15 protein-coding genes and 3 pseudogenes are annotated in these 24,042 nt (G+C 66.7%); 7 read left to right on the forward strand and 11 right to left on the reverse strand.

Going from position 1 to position 24,042, the window contains the following annotated elements:
- Window positions 1-9: 9 nt before the first annotated feature.
- Entirely contained in the window at window positions 10-621 is a 612-nt protein-coding gene (locus E9536_RS04855) for a TetR/AcrR family transcriptional regulator (protein ID WP_027790784.1), read from the reverse strand.
- Between the two features lie 117 nt (window positions 622-738).
- On the opposite strand from E9536_RS04855, the gene E9536_RS04860 reads away from it, so the two are divergent.
- From E9536_RS04860 to E9536_RS04870, 3 genes and pseudogenes are all read left to right on the forward strand, one after another.
- A complete protein-coding gene (locus tag E9536_RS04860; RefSeq protein WP_136469385.1) occupies window positions 739-1,785 on the forward strand; it encodes a saccharopine dehydrogenase NADP-binding domain-containing protein in 1,047 nt (348 codons plus the stop codon).
- Window positions 1,782-2,543, forward strand: coding sequence for an isocitrate lyase/phosphoenolpyruvate mutase family protein (locus E9536_RS04865; protein ID WP_091920277.1), 762 nt, complete (start codon window positions 1,782-1,784; stop codon window positions 2,541-2,543). Before E9536_RS04860 ends, E9536_RS04865 begins: the two co-directional genes overlap by 4 nt.
- A gap of 82 nt (window positions 2,544-2,625) precedes the next feature.
- Window positions 2,626-3,006, forward strand: a pseudogene (locus E9536_RS04870) (aldo/keto reductase); the annotation flags it as partial.
- Window positions 3,007-3,073: 67 nt separating this feature from the next.
- On the opposite strand, the gene E9536_RS04875 reads toward E9536_RS04870, so the two are convergent.
- Window positions 3,074-4,276 carry an MFS transporter gene (locus E9536_RS04875; RefSeq protein ID WP_059695243.1) on the reverse strand — a complete coding sequence of 401 codons (1,203 nt, stop codon included), beginning with the start codon at window positions 4,274-4,276 and terminating at the stop codon, window positions 3,074-3,076.
- Window positions 4,277-4,346: 70 nt separating this feature from the next.
- On the opposite strand from E9536_RS04875, the gene E9536_RS04880 reads away from it, so the two are divergent.
- Window positions 4,347-5,396 (forward strand): AraC family transcriptional regulator, encoded by a 1,050-nt coding sequence (locus E9536_RS04880; RefSeq protein WP_060171396.1) that lies wholly within the window; start codon window positions 4,347-4,349, stop codon window positions 5,394-5,396.
- 107 nt (window positions 5,397-5,503) lie between these two features.
- Here the strand turns inward: E9536_RS04880 and E9536_RS41305 are convergent, their stop codons facing one another.
- A complete protein-coding gene (locus E9536_RS41305) occupies window positions 5,504-5,671 on the reverse strand; it encodes a hypothetical protein (RefSeq protein WP_168799495.1) in 168 nt (55 codons plus the stop codon).
- A gap of 63 nt (window positions 5,672-5,734) precedes the next feature.
- Complete coding sequence (locus E9536_RS04885; protein ID WP_136469419.1) at window positions 5,735-7,630, reverse strand: DUF3857 domain-containing protein; 1,896 nt, start codon at window positions 7,628-7,630, stop codon at window positions 5,735-5,737.
- Window positions 7,631-7,828: 198 nt separating this feature from the next.
- Between E9536_RS04885 and E9536_RS41310 the strand changes: the two genes are divergently transcribed.
- A complete protein-coding gene (locus tag E9536_RS41310; protein WP_021161679.1) occupies window positions 7,829-7,987 on the forward strand; it encodes a hypothetical protein in 159 nt (52 codons plus the stop codon).
- Window positions 7,988-8,067: 80 nt separating this feature from the next.
- Here the strand turns inward: E9536_RS41310 and E9536_RS04890 are convergent.
- Window positions 8,068-8,969: pseudogene (locus E9536_RS04890) on the reverse strand (hypothetical protein); the annotation flags it as partial.
- Between the two features lie 481 nt (window positions 8,970-9,450).
- Here E9536_RS04890 and E9536_RS04895 point away from each other — a divergent pair.
- Window positions 9,451-10,314 (forward strand): crotonase/enoyl-CoA hydratase family protein, encoded by an 864-nt coding sequence (locus tag E9536_RS04895; protein ID WP_021161677.1) that lies wholly within the window; start codon window positions 9,451-9,453, stop codon window positions 10,312-10,314.
- Window positions 10,315-10,359: 45 nt separating this feature from the next.
- On the opposite strand, the gene pdeR is transcribed toward E9536_RS04895, so the two are convergent.
- The 4 genes and pseudogenes from pdeR to E9536_RS04920 form a co-directional block, all read right to left on the reverse strand.
- Window positions 10,360-12,363, reverse strand: coding sequence for a cyclic di-GMP phosphodiesterase (gene pdeR / locus E9536_RS04900; RefSeq protein ID WP_136469386.1), 2,004 nt, complete (start codon window positions 12,361-12,363; stop codon window positions 10,360-10,362).
- Between the two features lie 590 nt (window positions 12,364-12,953).
- Window positions 12,954-16,613, reverse strand: coding sequence for a hydantoinase B/oxoprolinase family protein (locus tag E9536_RS04910; RefSeq protein WP_136469387.1), 3,660 nt, complete (start codon window positions 16,611-16,613; stop codon window positions 12,954-12,956).
- 120 nt (window positions 16,614-16,733) lie between these two features.
- On the reverse strand, window positions 16,734-18,032 hold the full coding sequence (locus E9536_RS04915) for an MFS transporter (RefSeq protein WP_027790774.1): 1,299 nt from the start codon (window positions 18,030-18,032) through the stop codon (window positions 16,734-16,736).
- Window positions 18,033-18,158: 126 nt separating this feature from the next.
- Window positions 18,159-18,944 (reverse strand): annotated as a pseudogene (locus tag E9536_RS04920) (putative hydro-lyase); the annotation flags it as partial.
- Between the two features lie 193 nt (window positions 18,945-19,137).
- Between E9536_RS04920 and E9536_RS04930 the strand changes: the two are divergent.
- The gene (locus E9536_RS04930; protein ID WP_059695231.1) at window positions 19,138-20,070 is read left to right on the forward strand and encodes a LysR family transcriptional regulator; all 933 of its coding nucleotides are present in this window, start codon (window positions 19,138-19,140) and stop codon (window positions 20,068-20,070) included.
- An 870-nt stretch (window positions 20,071-20,940) separates the two neighbouring features.
- Here the strand turns inward: E9536_RS04930 and E9536_RS04935 are convergent.
- Together E9536_RS04935 and E9536_RS04940 are read right to left on the reverse strand one after the other, a co-directional pair.
- A complete protein-coding gene (locus tag E9536_RS04935; protein WP_136469388.1) occupies window positions 20,941-21,525 on the reverse strand; it encodes a hypothetical protein in 585 nt (194 codons plus the stop codon).
- Entirely contained in the window at window positions 21,497-24,034 is a 2,538-nt protein-coding gene (locus tag E9536_RS04940; RefSeq protein ID WP_136469389.1) for a cell wall hydrolase, read from the reverse strand. Before E9536_RS04940 ends, E9536_RS04935 begins: the two co-directional genes overlap by 29 nt.
- Between the last annotated feature and the right edge of the window lie 8 nt (window positions 24,035-24,042).

The following is a 24,042-nucleotide window of genomic DNA, read 5'->3' on the forward strand; positions in this document are numbered from 1 at the left end:
GCGCGCGACTTACCGCGGCAGGCCGGCCTGCTTCCGGCCCTTCTTCGGCAACAGCAGTTGGGCGAATTCCTGCAGGAAGGCCACGGGCCCGTGCGCATGCAGCGCCTGCCCGCTGCTCAGCGCGCCGTCGATGACGGTCGCGAGCCGCAGCGCGAAGGTTTCCGGTTCGTCGACGCCCATCGCGCCCGCCAGTTCGGTCAGCCGGCGCCGCAGCTCCTGCTTGTGCGCGACGGCCACCTTGCGGGCCGGATGATTGCCATCCGCGTATTCGGCGGCGATGTTGATCTGCGGGCAACCGCGATAGCCGGGGCGCGCGATGCGTTCACCGATCCATTGCAGCTGCGCATCCAGTTCCTCGCGCGGCGTGCGCCGGTACTGCGCGGCCACCGCATCCCAATGCGCCCAGAAATCGGCGTCCTCGCGCAGCAGGAACGCTTCGATCAGGTCGTCCTTCGTCGCGAAGTGACGATAGAGGCTCGTCTTCGCCACGCCCGCCTGCGCGACGATCAGGTCCACGCCGACCGCGCGCGTGCCCTCCCGGTAGAACAGCTCGCTGGCCGTTTGCAGAATGCGTTCGCGCGTATCGGGCGCGTTCCCTGGTGTACCTGTTTCCTTTTTCATCCCTACCCGGCCATGCTGGCCGCCCTTGCCGCAACAGTGAGCCGATCATAGCACCGCGGGATTGACGACGATACAGGTCTGTACTATAAAACAGACCGTTCTGTATCGGAGTTGATCATGGACGATCGAATGACGGTTGCAGTCTATGGCGCCACGGGTCATACCGGGCGGTTTGTCGTCGCCGAACTGGCACGGCGCGGCCTGCGCGCGATCCGCATCGGCCGCGATGCGGCGCGGCTCGCGGAAGGCGGCGGCGAAGCGTCGCTCGCGCGCGTCGCCGCGATCGACGATCCGGCCGCGCTCGACACCGCGCTGCGCGGCGCGGATACCGTGATCAACTGCGCGGGGCCGTATCTCGATACCGCGCTGCCGCTGGCCGATGCCGCACTGCGGGCCGGCATCCCCTATCTCGACCTGACGGCCGAGCAGCCGTCGGTGCTGGCGCTGGCCGAACACTGCGATGCCCGGGCACGTGCCGCGGGCGTGACCGTCGTGCCGGCCGCGGCGTTCTACGGCGGCCTGGCCGACCTGCTCGTCACGGCCGTCGTGGACAGGAACCAGCCGATCGAGCGCGTCGATATCGCGACCGGGCTCGACCGCTGGCACCCGACGCGCGGCACGCGCGTGACGGGCGAACGCAACCGCGCGGTACGGCTCGTGCAGAAGGACGGAAAGCCGACGCCGGTGCCGTCGACCGCACGCGAACGCGCATGGCCGTTCCCGCCGCCGATCGGCCGGGTCGACGTCACGCTGCTGCCGTTTTCGGAAGTGATGACGCTCTCGCGTCACCTGCGCATCGACACGATCGAATCGTGGCTCGCGACGCTCGCGCTGCGCGACGTGCGCGATGCCGCCACGCCGCCGCCCGTGCCGACCGACGCGCTGGGCCGCTCGGCGCAGCAATTCGCGATGGACGCGATCGTCGTGCAGGGCGGCACGACCCACCGCGCGACCGCATCCGGGCGCGACATCTACGCGGTCAGCGCACCGATCATCGTCGAGGCCGCCGTGCGCCTGATGACGGGCAACACCGTGGTGTCAGGCGGCGTGCGCAGTCTCGGCGAACTGTTCGACGCGCGCGATTTTCTCGCGGCGCTCGATTCGGTGGCAGTATCGTTCGGCACGACGACCGACCCGGTTTTCCACAAGGAGACACAAACATGAGCAGCAACGAGAAAGGCGCGTATTTCCGGTCGCTTCACCGCGCGGGCCAGCCGCTGGCGCTATTCAACGTGTGGGATGCCGGCAGCGCGCGCACGGCGGCCGACGCGGGCGCCGTCGCGCTGGCAACCGGCAGCTGGTCGGTCGCGGCGGCCAACGGGTTCGTCGACGGCGAGCAGATGCCGCGCGCGCTCATGATGGAGGTGCTCGAGCGCATCACGCGCGCGACCGACCTGCCCGTCACCGTCGATCTCGAAAGCGGATACGGCGAGCGGCCGGAAGATGTCGCCGAAACGATCGCGCTCAGCATCGAGGCCGGCGCGATCGGCTGCAACCTCGAGGACAGCTTTCCGGCGACGGGCGAACTGCGTGACGTCGAAGCCGCCGCAGCCCGTCTCGCGGCAGCACGGCAGGCGGCGGATCGCGCGGGCGCCGACTACTTCATCAACGCGCGTACCGACGTGTTCTTCAAAGCGCCGGCCGACACGCACGACGAGCGCCTGCTCGATGCCACGCTGGCCCGCGCACGCGCGTACGCGGCGGCCGGCGCCGACGGGCTCTTCGTGCCGGGGCTGCGCTCGCCGGCGCTCATTCGCGCGCTGACGGCCGCATCGCCGCTGCCGGTGAACGTGATGCGCGTCGCGGAAACGCCGACATTGGCCGAACTCGCGGACTACGGCGTGGCCCGCATCAGTCACGGGCCGTATCCGTACCTGCAGGCGATGAAGACGCTGGCGGAGATGGTCAGGCAGGGCGGCTAGGCGATGCACGATGAACGCCGGCCGCCGCGATCGGCACGCGCCGCCGCATGAACCGGGCCGGTTGCTGCGCGACGGGCGCGGCGTCACGCCCGCGCAGATCGCGCAGGGCCGGCGGATTTGCGACATCGTGTGCGTGCAGAACCGCTACAACGTCGCACATCGCGGCGACGACGCGCTGATCGTCGCGCTCGCCCGCGACGGCATCGCCTATGTGCCGTACTTTCCTCTCGGCGGCTTCTCGCCGCTGCAGTCGTCGACACTGTCCGACGTGCCGGCGCGCGTCGGCGCGACGCCGATGCAGGTCGCGCTCGCATGGCTGCTGCGCCACGCGCCGAACGTCCTGCTGATTCCCGGCACGTCGTCGCTCGCGCATCTGCACGAGAACCTCGCGACGTCCGGCCTCGTGTTGCCGGACGATGCGCTCGCGGACCTCGACCGCATCGCGGGCGCCGGCACCGCCTGACGCTCGACGAGCGGACGGCCGCCGGCGGGCCTGCACCACCGCACCACCGCGCCGGCCCGCCGGCCGGTCAGGACGCGGCGACGCCGACCCGCTTCGGCACGCCCGTCACGATCGCCGCGACCGCGACGGCCAGCACGACGGCCGCGCCCACGAACACGCCAGCCGCGCCGTTCGCGTCGAACACGACGCCACCGGCCGCCGCCCCCGTCGCGATGGCAAGCTGGATCGCTGCGACGATCAGCCCGCCCGCGCTTTCGGCTTCATCGGGCACGGTGCGCGTGACCCAGGTCGACCACGCGACCGGCACGCCGCCGAAGGCCATCCCCCACAACGCGACGAGCACCGCATCGATCATCGGCGCGCGGCCGAGCGCGACGAGCGCGATGGCGAGCACGACCATCAGCGCGGGCATCGCGATCAGCATCGGCCGCAGCCGGTGTTCGAGCACGCGGCCCGCGAGCGACGTACCGACGAAGTTGGCGATACCGTAGCCGAGCAGGATCGCCGACAGGCCGTTCACGCCGACGCCCGCGACCTGTTCGAGGAACGGCCGCAGATACGTGAAGAACGCGAAATGCCCGGTGAACACGAGGATCGTCGCGAACATCCCGAGGCCGACGGTCGGCCGGCGCAGCACGTCGATCAGCGTACGCAGCCGCGTCGTGCCGCTCGGCGGCAGCGACGGCAGCGTGACGAGCTGCGACACGAACGCGATGCCGCCTAGCGCGCCCGCGATCAGGAACACGTTGCGCCAGCCGATCAGGTGGCCGAAGTAGCTGCCCATCGGCGCGGACGCGATCGTCGCGACCGCCACGCCGCTGAAGATGATCGACAGCGCACGCGGCACCATCGCCGTCGGAACGAGCCGCATCGTGGTGGCCGTCGCCATCGTCCAGAAGCCGCCCAGCGCGACGCCGAGCACGACGCGGCCGATCAGCAGCATCGTCAGGCTGGTCGCGAACGCGACCGCGAGATTCGACGCGACGAGCAACACCGAAAACGCGAGCAGCACGCGCCGCCGGTCGATCGTGCGCGTCACCGCGGAGATCAGGAGGCTCGTGACGAGCGCCACCGTCGCGGTGGCCGTGACGGCCTGCCCGGCGACGCCTTCGGTCACGCCGAGGCTCTCGGCCATCGGCGTCAGCAGGCTCGCGGGCAGGAATTCGGCCGTGACGAGCCCGAACACGCCGAGCGCCATCGCAAATACCGCGCCCCAGGCCGGTTCGCGGGGGGCCGCCGTCGCGGCGACAGAGGAAATTCCGGGATTCATGCGTCGTTCCGTGTCGTTTAGGGAAAATACCGATGACGGCGTATCGTAAGGAACCACGGCAGGACGGTCTATGACATACAATCCGCTCTTGTTGATCGATCGTCCGAATCTCGCCATGTCCGAGCCCTTGCCTTCCTCCGCGTCCGACGTACACGACCTCGTCAGCGAACTGCTGCTGGGGATGCGCCTGAGCGGCGTCCAGTACCGCCGCATCCAGGTGGCGCGGCCGTTCGGGCTGAGTTTCGGCGATGCGCCGGGCCGCGCGCAGTTCCATTTCGTCGGGCGCGGGCCCGTGCTGCTGCGCGACGCGAACGGCGAGACGATGCAGCTCGAAGCCGGCGACGCGATCCTGCTGCCGCACGGCGGCATGCACGCGCTGGTCTCCGACCCCGATGCGCCGTGCCGAGAGATCAACGGCTTCGAGGTCGCGAAGATCTGCGATACGGTCGCGTCGGTGGCGTCGGCGGGCGCGTCGCCGGCAAGCTGCGCGACGACCGAGCCGGGTGCCGGCGACGCGCTGATCTTCAGCGCGTGCATGGAGCTCGATCTCGGCGGCATGCAGCCGCTCGTCGGCACGATGCCCGAGTTCATGCACGTCGGCACGCTGCTCGCGCGCTACCCGGAAATCCGCCCGATGCTCGATGCGATGGAGCGCGAATCCTGCTCGGCGCGCGCGGGCTTCGCCGGCATCCTCGCGCGGCTCGCGGACGTGGTCGCGGCGTTCATCGTGCGCGGCTGGGTCGAATGCGGCTGCGGCGACGCGACGGGCTGGGTGCAGGCGCTGCGCGAACCGAAGCTCGGCCGCGCGATCGTCGCGCTGCATCGCGATCCGGGCCGCAACTGGAGCGTGGCGGAACTCGCCACCGAAGCGGGCGTGTCACGTTCGGTGTTCGCCGAACGCTTTCTCGCGGCCACCGGGATGACGCCCGTGCGCTACCTGACCGAGCTGCGGATGCGGCTCGCCGCGCAATGGATCACGCGCGACCACGAGACGATCGAGGCCGTCGCGTACCGGCTCGGCTATGGCTCGCTCGCCGCGTTCAGCCGCGCGTTCAAGCGCGTGGTGGGCAAGCCGCCGGGCGCCGTGCGCGCGGACGGCGAGGCGCGCGTCGAAGCGTAAGGCGCGACGTGTCACGCACGCGCCACGTATCGCGCGTGATGCCGGCCGCGGCCGCCGGCCGTCGTCCGAATTGCCGCCCGAATCGCCGCCACGCGTGATTGCCGCGCTCAGCCGCTGAGCGCTTCCAGCCTGTCGACCAGCGCCGTCGCGCACTGCACGGCAAGCGCCGCGCACTGCTCCGCATCCACCACCGCGCCGCCGGCAACGGTGCCTTGCACGATCCGGCCCAGCAATTCCTTCGAGAGATCGGCGATCTCGTGATCCCGTTCCGTCATGATGTCCCTCCTGCGCGCCGACCGATGGTCTCCACGCGCTCACGTCCCCTGCCCGATCGACGTTCAGCGCCCTTTCGCCCGCACGACGATCTGCGCCTGCGTGTCGCGCTCGATGCGTTCGAGCGACGCGCGCAACGCCGTGAATTCGTCCGGCGTACACACCTGGCGGCCGAAATCCGCTGTCATCCGCCGCGAGACCTGCACGACATGCGCGGCCGCGTCGAATACGTAATGCGACGTGAAGTCGACGAAGCGGTCGTGCACGGCCGTATCGGCCGGCAGGTCGGTCACCGCGACGTCGGCCGGCAGCGCGATCTGGCCGGTCTCGTCGAACGTGCCGCCGATACAGCCCCACGGCTGCGTGCGCACGGGTTCGGCCAGCCAGCTCTCGACCTGCGTCGCGATGCCGCCCGTCAGGCTCGACAGCGCGGGCAACGCGGTCGTGCCGTCGGGCCATACGAAATGATCGAGCGTGCCGGAAAGCGTCACGTCGAACGGCCCGTCGGTCACGCGCCGGTCGCTGGTCGACAGTTGCGCGCGGCCGCGCAAGCCGCTTTGCCGCAGACGGTTGTTCGCGAGCTGGACGATGGCGTCGGGTGTCGCGCGGCGAAACAGGTTGCGTTCGAGTTCGGCAGTCCAGCCGTCATCCTCGATGTACGCGTGAAACTGCGCGGCGCCCGGCCCGGCCGCATCGATCTCGACCCGCGCGACGCGGCCGCGCGGCTGCGTGGCCGGGGTGCGCGACAGCACGCCCGAATCGACGAGCAGCGCGGGGCGATCCATCACGATGGGCGGCAGATAGCCGAACGCGATGCCGGACGTCGTCGTATCCGCAAAGCGGGCGAGATCGGGCAGCCACGTGATCGCATGATTGATCGCCCCGCCGCCGTAGCCGGGCACCGACGGCAGCGTGTAGACGGACCCGAGATTGATCAGCACCGGTTCGCTGCGGATGCCGACCGCCGCGAGCAGCGCACCGAACAGCGCGACATGATCCTTGCAGTCGCCGTAACGGTTGCGCAGGATGTCGGTGACGCGATGCGGCGCGGCAGCCGTTTCGCCGAGAAACAGCCCGACGTAGCGCACGTTCGCCTGCACCCAGTCGTACAGGATGCGCGCCTTGTCGCGCGGATCGGCGGCGCCCGCGGTCAGCGTGCGCGCCAGTTGCGTCACGGCCGGATCGTCCATGCCCGGATCGACGGCCGCGTTGCGGTAGCGCGCAGCGAACGCCGCATAGTCGGGCAGCGTCGACACGACGAGCCGGTCGCCGTAGGTCGCGTAACCGACCGCGCCGCTCTCGATGCGGTCGTACGGGCCGTGCCGGTAGTCGAACTCGTAGCGCGTGCGGCCGTTCGCCGTGACCGGCGGCAGCGCGACGTAGCCGCGCGCATCCGCGTACAGCGGCATGTCGGCCGGCAGGTCGAAGATCAGCCGCTGGTTGTCGACCGGCTCGCGCGACGGCTCCACGGTGTAGCCGAAGTAGCCGCGGTTGACGGGCTTCGTGCGGGTCTTGCGGAACGCCACGCGTGTGCTCGACTCGGCTTCGACGCCGGGAAACACGACGGTGCGCAACAGCCCGTCCTGGAACGTCGGCGCGCCGGCCGAGCGCGGTTCCTGCACGTCGCGGATGCCGTCCACGCCGACCGGATGCGCGACACCGTCGCGGTCGATCGTCTCGGCCGCGAGCAGGTCCACCTTCTCGAGATTCTTGTCGAACCACACGTAGCGCTGCGCGACGGCATCGATGCCGTTCGCGTTGTTCGCGCGCAGCGTCGAATCGTCGTGCTCGTCGAGCGAACCGTCGTGCTGGATCACGAATTCATGGACGTCGCTGACGAGCGTGACAGGCGCCGTGCCGGCCGTGTCGGCCGCGTCGTGCGGCGCGTCGGCGGCCACGTTCGCGCCCGGGCTCGCACCGGCCGCATGCGATGCGCCGAGCGCAACGGCACATGCCAACATCCAGCCGGCCAGGCCGACAGAAAAGCGCACCACATCGCACCTCGTCGCGGTTCGGAAAACGCGGCCGCGCGGCGGGCAAGGTCACGCGCGCGGCCCTCGTGCCGGCCAGTGTGGGCGACGCATCCGCACGCGTCAAGCCGGTGCAGGCCGACCTACAATGAGTCATCGATGTGTCATCGCGCGCGGCCGGGAGGCACCATGGAAAGCGCAATCGTGGAAGGCGTCGTCCTGCTGGCATTCGCCGCACTCGCCGCGCTGTTCTTCTTCAAGCGACCGGGGCGCGACCGCGCGAGAGCCAGATTCCATCATCCGCTGCTGCGGCGGCCGAACCGTCCGCATCGGCATCATCGGCCCTGACGGCCGCCAAGGGGCAGTCGCCGGCGGCGCTTGCCGCGTCGCGCCCACGCGGGTGTGCAACGCGGCTGCCCGTCCCGCTGGCCGACGTTCATCGGAAGCAGCACCATCTGCTTGCCGTCGACGTGCAGGCACGCCTGCAACTCGACAGGCGTCTGGTTGTGCAGTCAGGCCGTGAGGAAATTCACGCGACGGAAGATCAGCTGGCTCGCGAAGCTCGCGGCGTTCGGATACCCGTCGAGCGTCGACGACGCGCGGTTCATGAATTCGACGACGGATTCGTGCCGAACGCGATCCGGTAGTCGGCCGCGATGCCGCGGCGACCGCAATGCGCGACATCGTTGCCGAGCTTCGGTGATCGCGTGACGCAGCCGTTCGAGATGTTCGTGCCGGTCGTATGCCTTCGCATCGACCTCGCCGACCGCGAGGAAGATCACGTTGCGGAAGTGCCCGGGAAACAGCCGGTAACCCACAGCAGCACGCGCATGCTCGCGCCGCGATGCTTGCCGACCAGCAGCACGGCCGGCGGTTGCGACGTATCGGGCTCGCCCGGCGCGGTCGCCTCGTCGACTTCGGGCGGCTTGCCCGAGAACAGTTCGTCCTCCTTGGCGAGCTGCGCGCGCGTAGCCGCGTAGCGGCGGTTGATCGTGAAGCATAGCGCGATCACCGCACTCGTCACGCACAGCGACGTCGCGGCGCGCTAGCCGCCGCCCGTCGGAAACAGCGCGATCACCTGGTTGCAGCCGAGCGCGATGATGAACACGGTGCCCGCCGTCGCGAGTGCGAGGAACAATGCGAGCGGCGTGCGGTGTGCCAGAGCGAGGAATGCCTCCTCCGGGCCGTAGCACGACGACGACAGGCCGTCGGCGCCGAGCCCGCCCCAGGCCAGCAGCGGCGTCACGGCGATCGCATGCCGCGTGCGCGGATCGAGGGGGTCGAACGGCCTGCCGACGAGCAATTGCCGCACCTTCCGGAAGGCGGTCATGGTCCCCTCCCGGAAGGCCCGGTGCCACGCGCTGCGTGATCCTTCAAGACTGATCGACGCACTGGCGCGGCGCCAGTCCACATCTTCCACAGGGGCCGCCCGGCGGCCCGGCACCCCTTTCGGCGTGTCAACGAACGACGCCGGCAGCCACGCTGCCGGATCGTCCACCTGCACGCACTCGCGCAACACGACGAACCTGCCCCGGCGACCTTCACGGCGATCTTGCCGGCCGCCTTCCCGCGCCAGCCGGCCCCACACGTCGTACCGCCCGATACCGGCCCGCCCCGCTCGCCGCCACTTTCCCCGCACGCCCCGGCGCGACCGGCACCTGCGTCCTGTTCGTGCGTTGTTCCCCGCAATTCGACTTTTGTGCGCGCGCAACAATGGCTATGCCTCGCGCCCGGCGCCCTGCGGGAAACCCGTCTCCCGCTCGGCACCGGGCGCGACGGTCTTCAAAAACCACATCTCTCGAGGACATACCATGCAACTCCAATCCCATCCCGCGTGCCGCCCGTTTTATGAAGCCGGCGAACTCACGCAACTGACTGCCTTTTACGAAGAAGGACGTAATGTCATGTGGATGATGCTGCGATCGGAGCCGCGGCCGTGCTTCAACCAGCAACTCGTAACCGACATCATCCATCTCGCACGCGTCGCACGCGACTCGGGCCTGCCGTTCGACTTCTGGGTGACGGGCTCGCTCGTCCCCGAGCTGTTCAACGTCGGCGGCGACCTGAGCTTCTTCGTCGACGCGATCCGCAGCGGCAAGCGCGACCTGCTGATGGCCTACGCGCGCTCGTGCATCGACGGCGTGTACGAGATCTACACGGGCTTCGGCACCGGGGCGATCTCGATCGCGATGGTCGAGGGCAGCGCGCTCGGCGGCGGCTTCGAGGCCGCGCTCGCGCATCACTACGTGCTCGCGCAGAAGGGCGTGAAGCTCGGGTTCCCCGAGATCGCGTTCAACCTGTTCCCGGGCATGGGCGGCTATTCGCTCGTCGCGCGCAAGGCCGATCGGGGCCTCGCGGAGCAGCTGATCGCGACCGGCGAAGCGCACGCATCCGAGTGGTACGAGGATCGCGGCCTGATCGACCAGACGTTCGACGCGGGTGACGCGTATCTCGCGACGCGTACCTTCATCGACGTGACGAAGCCGAAGCTGAACGGCGTGCGCGCGATGCTGCGCGCACGCGAGCGGGTGTTCCAGCTGTCGCGCTCCGAGCTGATGGACATCACGGAAGCATGGGTGCATGCGGCGTTCACGATCGAGCCGAAGGATCTCGCGTACATGGAACGCCTCGTGATGCTGCAGAACCGGCGCGTGTCGAAGCTGCGCACGGTGTAGTGCGACGGGCGCCGCTTGCGGGCGGCGCCCTTTCATGAACGGAGCTCAGGCGATCAGCCTGAGCTTTCTCGTCTCCGCGAGCCACGCCTCGAACGCCTGTGCCGGCATCGGGCGCGCGTAGTAGTAGCCCTGCGCGTGATCGACGTCGAGCTGCTTGAGGAATTCGGCTTCCGCATGCGTTTCGACACCTTCGGCGATCACCACGAAATTCAGCGCCTTCGCGAGCGACACGACCGAGCGCACCAGCGCCTGCGAGCGCGGATTGCGGTCGATGGCCGTGATGAAGCTGCGGTCGAGCTTGATCGCGTCGAGCGGCAGGCGCGACAACTGCGACAGCGACGAATAACCGGTGCCGAAATCGTCGAGATGGATCTCCGCGCCGAGCTGGCGGAACTGGCGCATCAGCCCGTTGGCCGCATCCTCGTCCTCGATGAAGCAGCTCTCGGTCAGCTCGATGTCGAGCAGGCCGGGCTTCAGCCCCGCGGCGTCGAGGATCGACGCCATCTGGTGCACGATGTTCATGTCCTGCAACTGCCGCGCGGACACGTTCACCGCGATCCGGATACCGAGCCCCTTCGCCTTCCACGCGGCGGCCTGCGCGGCCGCGGTGCGCATCACCCAGCGCCCGAGCGGCGCGATCAGGCCCGACTCCTCCGCGAAGCGGATGAATTCGATCGGCGCGACGAGCCCGCGATCGGGCGACTGCCAGCGGATCAGCGCCTCGACGCCATGCACGTCGCCGGTCGCGATATCGACGACCGGCTGGTAGTGCAGCACGAACTGCTCCTCTTCGAGCGCCTTGCGCAGGTTCGTGTCGAGCCACATGTACTTCGCGACCTTCTGGTTCATCTCCAGCGAGAACACGCGGTACGTATGCTTGCCCTCTTCCTTCGCGACGTACATCGCGGTATCCGCGCTGCGGATCAGCGTCTCGAGCGAGTCGCCGTGTTGCGGATGCATCGCGATGCCGATCGAGCAGCTCGTGTAGACCTCCATCAGCCCGAGATGGATCGGCGTGCGCAGCCGCTCGAGAATGATCTGCGCGGTCGCTTCGAGCAGCGGCCGCGTGCCGTGCTCGAACAGCACGAGGAATTCGTCGCCGCCGAGCCGCGCGAGCGTCGCGCCGGACGGCAGGCAGCCGCTGATGATCGCCGACACGTCCTGCAGCAGCCGGTCGCCGGTGATGTGCCCGTAGTGATCGTTGACGCGCTTGAAGTTGTCGAGATCGAGGAACAGGATGCCGACCTGCCCGCGCGTCGCGGCGGTTTCGGCGGCGATCGCCGCGTGGATGCGCTCGCTGATCGCATGGCGGTTCGGCAGCCCGGTGAGCACGTCGGTGTTCGCGAGTTCGGTGAGCCGCTGCTGCGCGCTGCGCTCCTCGGTGATGTCGATGCCCGAGCAGATCAGGAACTGCTCGTCGACCCCGCTGCCGCTCTGGACGAACTTGTTGCGGAACTGGAACAGGCGCGGCCCGTTGACCGTATTGATGTAGCGCTCGACCGCGAACGACTGGTTGCTCGCGAAAAAGCCGGTGATGTTGCTGCGCGACTGCGCGCCCTGCTCCGGGCTCATGAACAGCTCGAACGCGCTGCGGCCGATCACGTCGACCTCGCGCTTGCCCGTCACTTCCTCGCACAGGCGGTTGAAGCGCTGCACCATCCCGTTGCGGTCGAGGATCACGACGAGCGAGTTCACCTCCGACACGACCTGCTCGGCGAACGCGAGCCCGTGCGCGAGATCGATCGCGACGGACTCGGCATCGGAATAGGCGGAGGCGGTGCCGGCCCAGTTGCTCGTGTCGACCTTCCGGCCGACGAGATGGAGCCTGACCGATTCGCCGAACAGCGCGATGTCGAGCACGAGGTGCGACGTGACGCCGGTCAGCGCGCGGATGCTCGCGGCCTGTTCGGCCGTCAGCGCGACGGCGACGTTGGTCAGCCCGCGGACGGCCGCCAGTTCGAGTGCATTGCTGTCGCTGCCGAGACGCCAGCAGGGGCTGCGCGTACCGACGTGCGCCTCGAGCACCGCGCTATCGTTTTCGTCATCCATGGAGACGCCCCGATCCAGAAAAAACGCACAGTGTAGACGGAGGCGAGTCGGCCGACCGCCCTTCCGGGCCGCGCAGCGCGCGCTCCCGGAAGGGCAACCGTGGTTGCCGTGATGATGGGCCTCGTCCCGTACTTGTTTCCAGCTAATGCGACCCGGCGTTCGCGCATGATGCGCGCAGGTTGTGCCTAACGAATGATGAGAGCCATCTTATCAAATGACGATCGAGAATGGCACTCACATTTAGAGCGGAGTGTCAAGGAATTGGGACTCGATTGGCAAGCCGGATTTTTCATGATTGGCAGCCTGCCTGAACGCGGGTGAGACAGTGCGCAACGAGTCTGGCACGACAGGCTGAACGCCCCGCCGGGCGGGCGTTTGCGGCCGATTTCGGAATACCGGGACAGCGATGCGGCGGGATCGTGGCGACAGGGTCGGATCGCGTTCCTGCGATCCGATTTCCCGTATTTTTTGATTCCGTTCGGGCATTAATGCACGGCTTTATTCCACAGTCCGTTGCAATGTTATCCGCGCACCGGCGCGGGGCTCCCGCGCCGGTCGCCCACGCCGGTCGCCCACGCCGGTCGCTCGGCTCAGCCCGCCGCGCCGTATCCGCCGCCGCCCGGGGTTTCGACGACGAACACGTCGCCCGGCGCCATCTGCGCACGGCCGATATGCTCGAGCGCCTCGACCGTGCCGTCCGCGCGCTCGATCGTGTTGCGGCCGAGCGCGCCGGCCTCGCCGCCCGCCGCGCCGAACGGCGCGTGGATCCGGTTGTTCGACAGGATCGACGCGGTCATCGGCTCGAGGAAGCGGATCCGCCGCACCGCGCCGTCGCCGCCGCGCCAGCGGCCGCCGCCGCCCGACCCGGCGCGGATGCGGTGCGAATCGAGCCGCACCGGGTAGCGCCATTCCAGCACCTCCGGATCGGTGAGCCGCGAGTTCGTCATGTGCGTCTGCACCGCGCCGACGCCCGCGAAGCCGTCGCCGGCACCGCTGCCGCCCGCAATCGTCTCGTAGTACTGGTAGCGATCGTTGCCGAATGTGAAGTTATTCATCGTTCCCTGGCTCGACGCGACGCAGCCGAGCGCGCCGTACAGCGCGTTGGTGATGGCCGACGACGTCTCGACGTTACCCGACACGACCGCCGCCGGATACTCGGGATTCAGCATCGAGCGGGCCGGCACGATCACCGTGAGCGGCTTCAGGCAGCCGGCGTTCAGCGGGATGTCGTCGCCGACCAGCGTGCGGAACACGTACAGCACGGCGGCCATGCACACGGCCTTCGGCGCGTTGAAGTTGTTGTCGAGCTGCGCGGACGTGCCCGTGAAATCGATTTCCGCGCGCCGCGCGGCCCGGTCGACGCGGATCGCGACACGAATCTCCGCGCCGTTGTCGAGCGGGTAGCGGTACGCGCCGTCCTGCAGCGCGCCGATCACGCGCCGCACCGCTTCTTCCGCGTTGTCCTGCACGTGCCCCATGAACGCGAGCACGACGTCGCGGCCGAACTGCGCGACCATCCGGCGCAACTCGTCGACGCCCTTCTGGTTCGCGGCGACCTGCGCGCGCAGGTCGGCCATGTTCTGCTCGACGTTGCGCGCCGGGTAGCGGCCCGACGCGAGCAGCGCGCGGGTTTCCGCATCGCGCAGCGTGCCGGCCGACACGAGCTGCCAGTTGTCGATCAGCACGCCTTCCTCGTCGATATGCGTCGAATCGGGGGGCATCGAGCCCGGCGTTGTGCCACCGATGTCCGCGTGGTGGCCGCGCGAGCCGACGTAAAACAGCGGCGCGTCCGAACCGTCCGCGAACACCGGCGTGATGACGGTCACGTCCGGCAGGTGCGTGCCGCCGTGATACGGATCGTTCAGCATGAACACGTCGCCGTCGCGCATGCGGCCGCGGTTGCGCTCGATCACCGTGCGGATGCTCTCGCCCATCGAGCCCAGGTGCACCGGCATGTGCGGCGCGTTCGCGATCAGGTTGCCGTCGCCGTCGAAGATCGCGCACGAGAAGTCGAGCCGCTCCTTGATGTTCACCGAGTACGCGGTGTTCTGCAGCCGCAGCCCCATCTGCTCGGCGATCGACATGAACAGGTTGTTGAAGATCTCGAGCCGCACCGGGTCGGCGTCGGTGCCGAGCGAGCGGCGCGTCGGCAGCGGCGTCGTGCGTGTCAGCACGAGGTTGCCCTGCGCGGTCATCTGCGCGCGCCAGCCGGGCTCGACGACGGTCGTGCCGTTCTTTTCCGCGACGATCGCCGGGCCGTCGATCGCGTCGCCGGCCAGCAGCGTGTCGCGCACGTAGAGCGCCGCATCGTGCCATTGGCCGCCGGAATAAAAGCGCACCGCGGAATGCGCGCGCAGTGCGCCAGCGCCGTCGCTGCCGTCGCTGCCGTCGCCGCGCGGCGCGAGCGGGGCGATCTCCACCGGCGCGTCGGAGCGGCCGATCGCCTCGACCGACGCGAGTTCGGCCACCAGCGGCGTGCCGGGCATCAGGAACGCGTAGCGCTGCCGATACGCGGCCTCGAATGCCTGCTGCATCGCGGCGACGCTGCCGGCCGGCACGTCGAGCGTCGAATCGGTGCCCTGGTAGCGCAGGTGCACGCGGCGCTCGATCGCGATCCGCGCCTGCGGCACGCCCTGTTCGAGCAGCGCGCCGACGGCCTCGTCGGCCAGCCGGTCGAGCGCCGCGTTCAGCGCCGGCAGCGACGCGTCGGACAACACCGCCTCGACCGCACGCTCGCGCATCGCGGTCTGGTCGGCGAGGCCCATCCCGTATGCGGACAGCACGCCCGCGAGCGGGTGCGCGAACACCTGCGTCATCCCGAGCGCGTCGGCCACGCCGCACGCATGCTGGCCGCCCGCGCCGCCGAACGTCGTCAGCACGTAGCGCGACACGTCGTGGCCGCGCTGCACCGAGATCTTCTTGATCGCGTTCGCCATGCTGCCGATCGCGATTTCCAGGAAACCTTCGGCGAGCGCCTCGGGCGTCTCGCGCCGCCCGGTCGCCGCGTGGATCTCGTCGGCGAGCGCGGCGAACTTCGCGACCACGCCGTCGCGGTCGAGCGGTTCGTCCGCATGCGGGCCGAACACGCGCGGGAAATGATCGGGCTGGATCTTGCCGAGCATCACGTTGCAGTCGGTCACCGTCAGCGGGCCGCCGCGCCGGTACGCGGCCGGCCCCGGGTTCGCGCCGGCCGACTCGGGCCCGACGCGCAGCCGCGCGCCGTCGAAGCCCAGCACCGAGCCGCCGCCGGCGGCCACCGTATGGATGCTCATCATCGGCGCGCGCATCCGCACGCCGGCCACCTGCGTCTCGAACACGCGCTCGAACTCGCCGTGGTAGTGCGACACGTCCGTCGACGTGCCGCCCATGTCGAAGCCGATCACGCGCTCGAAGCCGGCCGCCTGCGCGGCGCGCACCATCCCGACGATGCCTCCGGCCGGGCCCGACAGGATCGCGTCCTTGCCCTGGAACGCGTCGGCACGCGTGAGGCCGCCGCTGCTCTGCATGAACTGCAGGTTCACGCCCGGCATCTCGTGCGCGACCTGCTCGACATAACGACGCAGGATCGGCGACAGGTACGCGTCGACGACGGTCGTGTCGCCGCGCGACACCATCTTCATCAGCGGCGACACCTCGTGCGACACCGATACCTGCGTGAAGCCGATCCGGCGCGCCAGCGCGGCCAGCGCGCGCTCGTGCGCGGTGTAGCGATAGCCGTGGATCAGCACGATCGCGAGCGCGCGCACGCCCGAGTCGTACACGCGGCGCAGCGACGCTTCGGCCTGCTCCGCGTCGAGCGGCACGACGACGTCGCCGTGCGCGCCGATGCGCTCGTCGATCTCGACGACGGTTTCGTACAGCGCGTCGGGCAGCACGATGTCGAGATCGAACAGGCGCGGCCGGTTCTGGTACGCGATGCGCAGCACGTCGCGAAAACCGCGCGTCGTCGCGAGCGCGGTGCGTTCGCCCTTGCGTTCGAGCAGCGCGTTGGTCGCGACCGTCGTGCCCATCTTCACCATGTCGACGCGCGCGGGCGTGATCGGCTCGCCGGCCGCGAGGCCCAGCAGGTGGCGAATCCCGGCCACGGCCGCGTCGCGATACTGCTCGGGGTTCTCCGACAGCAGCTTGTGCGTGACGAGCGTGCCGTCGGGCCGGCGCGCGACGATGTCGGTGAACGTGCCGCCGCGGTCGATCCAGAATTGCCAGCGCGCGGCGTCGGAGGAAACGGGAGTGTCGTGTCGGTCAGTCATGATGTCGGGTCGATGCGTCGTGAAATCGAGGACGAGCGCCGCCGCACGGCGCGCGCGGCGCGCCATGTCACGGTGTCGATGAAAGGGGGAAGAAAACGCGGGGCGGACCGCCCCGCCGGCTCAGGCGGCGTCGAGTTCGCGGCCGCGTGTCTCGGGCAGCGTCAGCGCGGCGACGATCACCACGCCGTATGCGGCGACCGCGAAGATGCCGATGCTCATGCCGAGCCCGTATTGCTTGGACAGCGCGCCGATCAGGAACGGGAACAGCGCACCGATCGCGCGGCCCACGTTGTAGCAGAAGCCCTGGCCGGAGCCGCGCACGCGGGTCGGGAACAGTTCGGTGAGGAATGCGCCCATCCCCGAGAAGATGCCCGATGCGAAGAAGCCGAGCGGGAAACCGAGCCACAGCATCGACGCGTTGGTCAGGTTCAGCGACGTGTACGCGAACGCGATCACCATCGAGCCGAGCGCGAACAGGATGAAGTTCGGCTTGCGGCCGAGGCGGTCGGTCAGGTACGCGCTCGTCAGGTAGCCGACCCACGAGCCGAAGATGATCATCGCCAGATAACCGCCGGTGCCCATCACCGTGAGGTGACGCTCGGTCTTCAGGAAGGTCGGCAGCCACGTCGTGATCGCGTAGTAGCCGCCCTGCGCGCCGGTCGTCAGCAGCGCCGCGCGCAGCGTCGTCGTGATCAGCTTCGGCGCGAAGATCTCCGTGAGGCGCGGCGCGTCGGCCACTTTCGCCTGCGCGGCCTTCTCCTTCTCGTAGACGTCCGGCTCCTTCACGTAGCGGCGGATCGCGACGACCAGCAGCGCCGGTGCGAGCCCGACGAGGAACAGCGCGCGCCACGCCTGCTCGGCGGGCAGCACCGAGAACAGCAGCGCATACAGCAGCGCGCACAGCCCCCAGCCGATCGCCCAGCCCGACTGCACGAGGCCGACCGCCTTGCCGCGGTCGCGCGCGCGGATCACTTCGCCGATCAGCACGGCGCCGGCCGTCCATTCGCCGCCGAAGCCGAAACCCATCAGCGCGCGCGCGGCGAGCAGCTGATGGTAGTTTTGCGCGAGCCCGCACAACGCGGTGAACACGGCGAACCACAGCACCGTGAGCTGCAGTGTGCGCACGCGGCCGATCCGGTCGGACAGGATGCCGGCGATCCAGCCGCCGGCCGCCGACGCGAGCAGCGTGACCGTGCCGATGAAGCCCGCATCCGCGAACGAGATGCCCCAGGTCGCGACGAGCGTCGGGATCACGAACGACAGCATCTGCGTGTCCATCCCGTCGAGCATGTAGCCGACCTTGCAGCTCCAGAACGCGCGGCGCTCGCGCGGCTGCGCGTCGCCGTACCACGAGAACAGGCCGTTGCGCTCGGGGCTCGCGGGCTCCGCGGCGTTCGCCGCGAGGGTCTTGCTTTCCATGGTGATGCTCCTGTCGTGATGCGCCGTCAAACGGCGGTCGTGCGTGCGGTATGTGGTGCGGTATGTGGTGCGGTATGTCGTGCGGTATGTCGTGCGATATGTGGTGCGGGCCGTCGTCGCCCCGGATCAGAATACGGCCAGCGACGCGTTCGTGATGTCGGTCATCAGCATGTGGCCGGGCGTGTGCGCGATCGCGATCGGCAGCTTCGCGTCCATCAGCGCCGTTTGCGGCGTCACGCCGCACGCCCAGAACACCGGCAGCTCGCCGTCGCGGATCGACACCGCGTCGCCGAATTCGGGCGCGTTCAGGTCGGCGATGCCCAGTTCGCGCGGATCGCCGAGATGGATCGGCGCACCGTGCACGCCCGGAAACCGGCTCGTGACCTGCACCGCGCGGATCGCGTCGGCGCCGCGCATCGGCCGCATCGACACGACGAGCTGGCCACCGAAGATCCCCGCCCGGCGGTTCGGGATCGACGTGCGATACATCGGCACGTTGCGCCCCTCCTCGACGTGGCGCAGGCCGATCCCTTCGCGGGCCAGCATGTCCTCGAACGAGAACGAGCAGCCGATCGCGAACACGACGAAATCGTCGCGCCACAGCGCTTCCAGCGACTCGACGCGCTCGGTCAGGCGGCCGTCGCGGTAGACGTTGTAGCTCGGCACGTCGGTGCGGATATCGAGATCCTCGCCGAGCGCGTCGACCCGGAACGCGCCCGGTTCGCCGACGCCCAGCAGCGGGCAGGCTTTCGGATTCGCCTGACAGAAGCGCAGGAAATCGTGCGCGTACGCATCGGGCAGGATCGCGAGGTTCGCTTGCGCGTACGGACCGCAATGGCCCGCGGTCGGGCCGCGGAATGCGCCGCGGCGCACGGACTGGCGGAATTCGGAAGGCGTCATGAGGTTCTGTCGCTTGTCGGTGTGTCGTCGGGATGACGGTGCCGTGTCATCGGATACGGCGAAGAATAGAAAAGAAAAAATTTTGTCGCCAACGAGTTTTTTTGCGCTTCGTGTATAGAATTTCTTTACACGAAGCCGGGTTTTCCCCAGTCCCGTTCATTTTTTCAGCGGGACAAGCTGCGCGCCCAACGCCTTGCCGACCACCATGAACACGCGTTTTCTCGAAACCTTCGTCACGCTCGCGAAGCTGCGCAACTTCCGCACGACGGCCGCCGCGCTGCACGCGACGCCGGCCGCGATCTCGCAGCGCCTGAAGGCGCTCGAGGACGAATTGCAGACGGTACTCGTCGACCGCGACAGCCGCGAGTTCCGGCTCACGCCGAACGGCGAATACCTGCTCGGCTACGCGAAAGCCGTGGTCGAGGCGACGCAGGAACTGCAGGCCGCCGCGTCCGGCGAAAGTGCGTTGCGCGGGAAGCTGCGGCTCGGCGTGATCGAGACCGTCGTGCACAGCTGGCTGCCGCACTACATGCGGCGGCTGGCGGCCGACTATCCACAGCTGGAAATCGACCTGACCGTCGACGTCAGCGTCGTGCTGCAGCGCCGGCTGATGGCCGGCGAGCTCGACCTGATCATCCGCGTGGAAGGCAGCGACGAAGCGTCGGTCGTGTGCGATGCGCTCGCGAACTATCCGGTGCGCTGGATCGCGCGGGCGGGGCTGCTGCCGAATACGCGCTCGGGCCTCGCGCGGCAGGTGCTGCGCCAGCCGATTCTCACGTACGGGCGCGGTACGGCGCCCCACCGTGCGCTCGAGGATATCGTCCGTACCCTTGCGCATGCGCACGGCGTGCCGCTGTCGGACACGCGCATCACCGGGTCGCCTTCCATCTCCGTGATCGTTCAACTCGTGCGCGACGGTTTCGGCGTCGCGGCGATTCCGGTGCTGTTCGTCGATGCGCTGATCGAGAGCGGCGAAGTCGTCGAGCTGCCGCTGCAGCCGTCACCGCCGTCGATCGTCGTGTCGATGTCGCGGCGGGCGGATGCGCCGAGGTTCGTGCACGGCGCGTCGATTGCGGCGCGGGTCGCGTGTCACGAGTATTGCGAGAAGAGCACGCGGCGGTTGGTTGAAGCGCTTTGAGGCGTGGGTCGCGCAAGGCGGTGTTTTTCGGGTTCCTGAGCGGGTATCTCGCTTGTGACCAGGACGGGGGCGGGTTCACTTCCTCACCGAGTTGCCCATCGAAGCGAATCCTGCTTCCTCTCACCGCTCGACGTTTCTGGTGCGAATCTTGAGTAATTCAATAAACGCACGAACGGATTCGACATGACGCTTTGCCTTGGCGCCAATTTAATTTCCCGGTGCAGGGGGGCCTCTCTATAATGGCGTCGACATAAATGGATAGCGGTAGGTTTCTGATGACAAACGGCGACAAGGCTGCCGTATAGCACGTGGCAGGTTGCCCTAAGCCCGGCAAATCATCGCGACACAACACACTGTCAACTCGTGCACATCGAACTGTCCCAGCCTATTGTGCTTCGTTGGATAGAGCCAACCATAGGAACCACCCATTACATAAACATACGTTTTCGACGATAACGGGTGTACTCAACCCATTTATTAATATGAAAGATTAGAATATTTTTTAAAGTCATTTTCGCCGGCAGACTTTCGGCATTTCATTCAAATATAGGTTTCGAAAATTTTTAAATTAATACAATCATCGAAAATACAATAAAACGTCGCCCCCCGAAATTTACTCAGCCCCCCTCAACCCCAACCACCCATTTATTGGCATAGATTATATTGACACATGCCAAAAAATAGATTTTATCCGTTGTCCCTTCCAACCTCGATACGCGCTCTCTAACTGAGCGAACATATTTATTCATCAAATCCACCGCCTCATCAAATTCATCCTCATTAGCCAACACAACGACCTGAGCTTCTCATGAAACCCCGCCCTTCAAAAGATTGTGTACAAACCTGACGAAAACTTGGCGCGCAAACCATTTACCGCGTCAACCTACCCTTCAGGATAGGCACCCGACGGCGAATCTTCGAGACGTTCCCAGCACGATCGGTATAAGTAATCACAAATCGGTGATCTTCGACCACAACCTCTTTAATGGAGGCAAAAGCATCCATCCCTTGGGGTATATCCAACGCAATCTCCCCAACGACTCGAGATTGCTTTGAGAACATGGCGTACATAGGGAGAGGATTCCGTTTGCTGAACAAAACAACGCCACGCTCCACGTCATAAGCTTCGACGAAGGGGAACGGACCACCCAGCCCTTTCCTCTCGCTATAGAAGTAGGTTGCCGAACACTGTGTTCCACAAGGAAGGTCAATAACAAAAACTCCGGAAGTCATCGATATATTCGTTGGCGCATCAGGGTAATCGATGATTTTCTTCTCGCCGGCTGAGCCGGATGCATAGATCCCGCAATTCGCACCGCTGCCGGATTCCTGGCATCGCACCTTGATCTGACTAGAACCATCAGGAAAGTTCGTTGATTCATCTAGTGCGACAGCTAAGGCACCGTCCGCAATCGCAAAAAGACAACTACATACGATAAAACTGATAATTCTCATCGCTAACACCCTCCGGATTTTTGACTCGCTTCTCCGGAACCGCAAATAGAGGCGTGTTCGGATATAGGGTCGGATTTTTGGCGTGCAATTGCGCTTGAGCCCGCGGGCTATAGTAGTGAGTCGCTCCTGGGAACACATTCTCCTCATCTCGCGCCAACATCACCTTCAATGCTGCCTTCTTGCAGTCCTTCCAAGGATCACCCTGGGGATTGTGAATCGCTTTGTACCCGTCGGGATCAATCCGTTCGCTCCAGCACGTGAATTGGAGTCGTGCAGTCACGACATCCTTGTATGTATCTCCCCACGTCCCACGCTCCAATCGATTTCGGATAATCCACGCAACAGCGACCTTGGACTCAAAATTCTGCCCGCGTGCCTCCCCATATAGTGTCCGTGCCATGTACATCCATTCATCCAAATCTGGCCAATTGAAAATTTCGACAAGCGAGACGGGGTGGATATGAAAGACGGAGGGATCTACAGGGAAATCCTTAGCCTTGCCGGCGACGTTCTCCCACCATACAAGTTGCACAATTCGAGTTTTCTCCGACTCCCAGACCATCTTCGACGACGGTGGTATCAACGCATCGTAGGCATCCCACGCCTTCTTGTCTGCCTTCCATTCACTCGGATAGCGCAGGATGACGCGAGACAGTTGGTAGATGGTGTCACGATCGCGCTGCGCCGCCTTCACTTCGGCCAAGGTGAGCTGACCGTCGTGATTGGCATCGAGCAGCGCTCGCACTTCGCGCAGCGGCACGTCGAGGTCGGCGTCCTTCAATCCCAATCGCCCGCGCTGAAACTCCTCCATCTGCTTGAAGTCGGCAAAATAGCTGCCGTAGGCGGCCGTGGTTGGCTTGGACTCAATCAGTTTGAAGTCCACCCACTCATACGGCGAGTGCAGGGAAACACCAGCATGGCCCGCTTCGCCTACCCAGCCGATGGCGGTGGTGCCAACGGTTTTCAGTCGCACCTGCCACCATGCGTTACCCGCTTCATCCAGGGCAAACACCTTGGGCAGCTCCGTGGGGATTTGTTTGTCCGGTCTCGATTGCTGCAACATGAGCCGCGACACGTGCTGCGGCTGCGCACCGTTTTTGGGGCCGTTGGCTGCGAACGTCAGTGGAAAACTTACCCACCCTTGTGCCAAGTCCGCTGTCAACAACTTGCCTCCTTGGACACTGACCAGCGCAGTGTATGCATCTTTGGTGATCCAGACAGGTGTTTGGCTGGCAGCCCCGACGAAAACCCCGCGGAAGCGCGTGGCTCCAGGTTGACCGACCGTCCCCTGCCGAGGCACGCGGACGATATCCGCTGCCGTGTACACGGCCCCATCGTTGAGACGGAACAGATTGGCCTCCTTGGCACCCGTCGGCAACTTGGCTTTGCGGTCGATCCACTGCATAACCGCCGTTGGCTTGACCTTGACGTACAGGGCATCGTCAGGCGGCGTACCGTCCAAGGCGACAATGGTATCTACCGGCAGCAAACCGGCCTGCGGCGGTGCGAGTACCGGGTTATGCAATTGGGCATCTGGCGCCACCCGCAGCAGAGTTTTCTGCTGAGGCGTGGCCTTTGCCGCAGCAGCACGACTCTTTTCCAGAAATGCGCGCAGTTCCGGGCCGACGATGATCTCGTGATGCATCAGCCTGCGGCTCTGCCCCGGATCCTGTACTCGCCGATACTCCCCCACGTGGCCCAACAGTTCGCCAGCTTTGACCGCCGGCGGGCTCGCTGGCGTAACCACGACATCAAAGTCCTCCGGCGCCTGGCCTCGTGCTTCCAGCCAGCTCATCGAGACCCATCCGCTATGCGCGGCGGCAGGCACCTCCGTCTGCGCGGTCGATGGCGGCACGATCGCTTTCTCGATCACGCGCTTAATCTTGACCCACTGTTTGTCGCGCTGGAGCACCGTAAAGCGAGCACCGTGTGGCAGGTAGCCAAGGACGGGCGAGTCTTTGGCAAACGAAGGCTTTGCACGCACGCTCAGTCCGATGACCGGCTGATCGGTGGCCCCTTTCGGTACAGTTTGTTTCTCTTTGGCGGTTTCCTTGACGCGACAGATCTTGGCCGGCCAGTACGCGGGACGCTTGACCACGCTCCCCATGCGTTCGTAATCACCAAACGAGCGCAGGTGCATTGCCAGGCAGAAGTACGTGAGCTTATTGCCGGTCGGGTATTCCAAGGTGTGCCGGGTCAGGACAAAGCCGGTACTAAAGGCGGCCGAGGTGGATTCGGCGGTCGTCGGTACTTTGGCCGCCCCGGGGGAGGTGGGGTATTCGCGATTGATCCGATAGGCGACCACTTCGCCTTTGGTCATGGCGCCGATGCCCTCGTCGAGGGACAGCAGGTTGGCCATCGCCGACTCATAGTGAATGCCACTATGTACGCCCGACGGTCCGAACACGTAATAACCACCGCTGGCCATACCGAGCGCGCTGTAGTAGACATCGGCGTCGACCACGTCCTTTCCGGCCTTGTCCTTGAAGGGGTATTTGTAGTTAGCCATAAATGTCC

It is taken from the genome of Burkholderia sp. LS-044, from assembly GCF_004803625.1.
GTDB classification, from domain to species: Bacteria; Pseudomonadota; Gammaproteobacteria; order Burkholderiales; family Burkholderiaceae; genus Burkholderia; species Burkholderia cepacia.

Coding starts and splice junctions, on each gene's coding strand:
- E9536_RS04855 (WP_027790784.1), bottom strand. CDS start 621: ATGAAAAAGGAAACAGGTACACCAGGGAACGCGCCCGATACGCGCGAA.
- E9536_RS04860 (WP_136469385.1), top strand. CDS start 739: ATGGACGATCGAATGACGGTTGCAGTCTATGGCGCCACGGGTCATACC.
- E9536_RS04865 (WP_091920277.1), top strand. CDS start 1,782: ATGAGCAGCAACGAGAAAGGCGCGTATTTCCGGTCGCTTCACCGCGCG.
- E9536_RS04875 (WP_059695243.1), bottom strand. CDS start 4,276: ATGAATCCCGGAATTTCCTCTGTCGCCGCGACGGCGGCCCCCCGCGAA.
- E9536_RS04880 (WP_060171396.1), top strand. CDS start 4,347: ATGACATACAATCCGCTCTTGTTGATCGATCGTCCGAATCTCGCCATG.
- E9536_RS41305 (WP_168799495.1), bottom strand. CDS start 5,671: ATGACGGAACGGGATCACGAGATCGCCGATCTCTCGAAGGAATTGCTG.
- E9536_RS04885 (WP_136469419.1), bottom strand. CDS start 7,630: ATGTTGGCATGTGCCGTTGCGCTCGGCGCATCGCATGCGGCCGGTGCG.
- E9536_RS41310 (WP_021161679.1), top strand. CDS start 7,829: ATGGAAAGCGCAATCGTGGAAGGCGTCGTCCTGCTGGCATTCGCCGCA.
- E9536_RS04895 (WP_021161677.1), top strand. CDS start 9,451: ATGCAACTCCAATCCCATCCCGCGTGCCGCCCGTTTTATGAAGCCGGC.
- pdeR (WP_136469386.1), bottom strand. CDS start 12,363: ATGGATGACGAAAACGATAGCGCGGTGCTCGAGGCGCACGTCGGTACG.
- E9536_RS04910 (WP_136469387.1), bottom strand. CDS start 16,613: ATGACTGACCGACACGACACTCCCGTTTCCTCCGACGCCGCGCGCTGG.
- E9536_RS04915 (WP_027790774.1), bottom strand. CDS start 18,032: ATGGAAAGCAAGACCCTCGCGGCGAACGCCGCGGAGCCCGCGAGCCCC.
- E9536_RS04930 (WP_059695231.1), top strand. CDS start 19,138: ATGAACACGCGTTTTCTCGAAACCTTCGTCACGCTCGCGAAGCTGCGC.
- E9536_RS04935 (WP_136469388.1), bottom strand. CDS start 21,525: ATGAGAATTATCAGTTTTATCGTATGTAGTTGTCTTTTTGCGATTGCG.
- E9536_RS04940 (WP_136469389.1), bottom strand. CDS start 24,034: ATGGCTAACTACAAATACCCCTTCAAGGACAAGGCCGGAAAGGACGTG.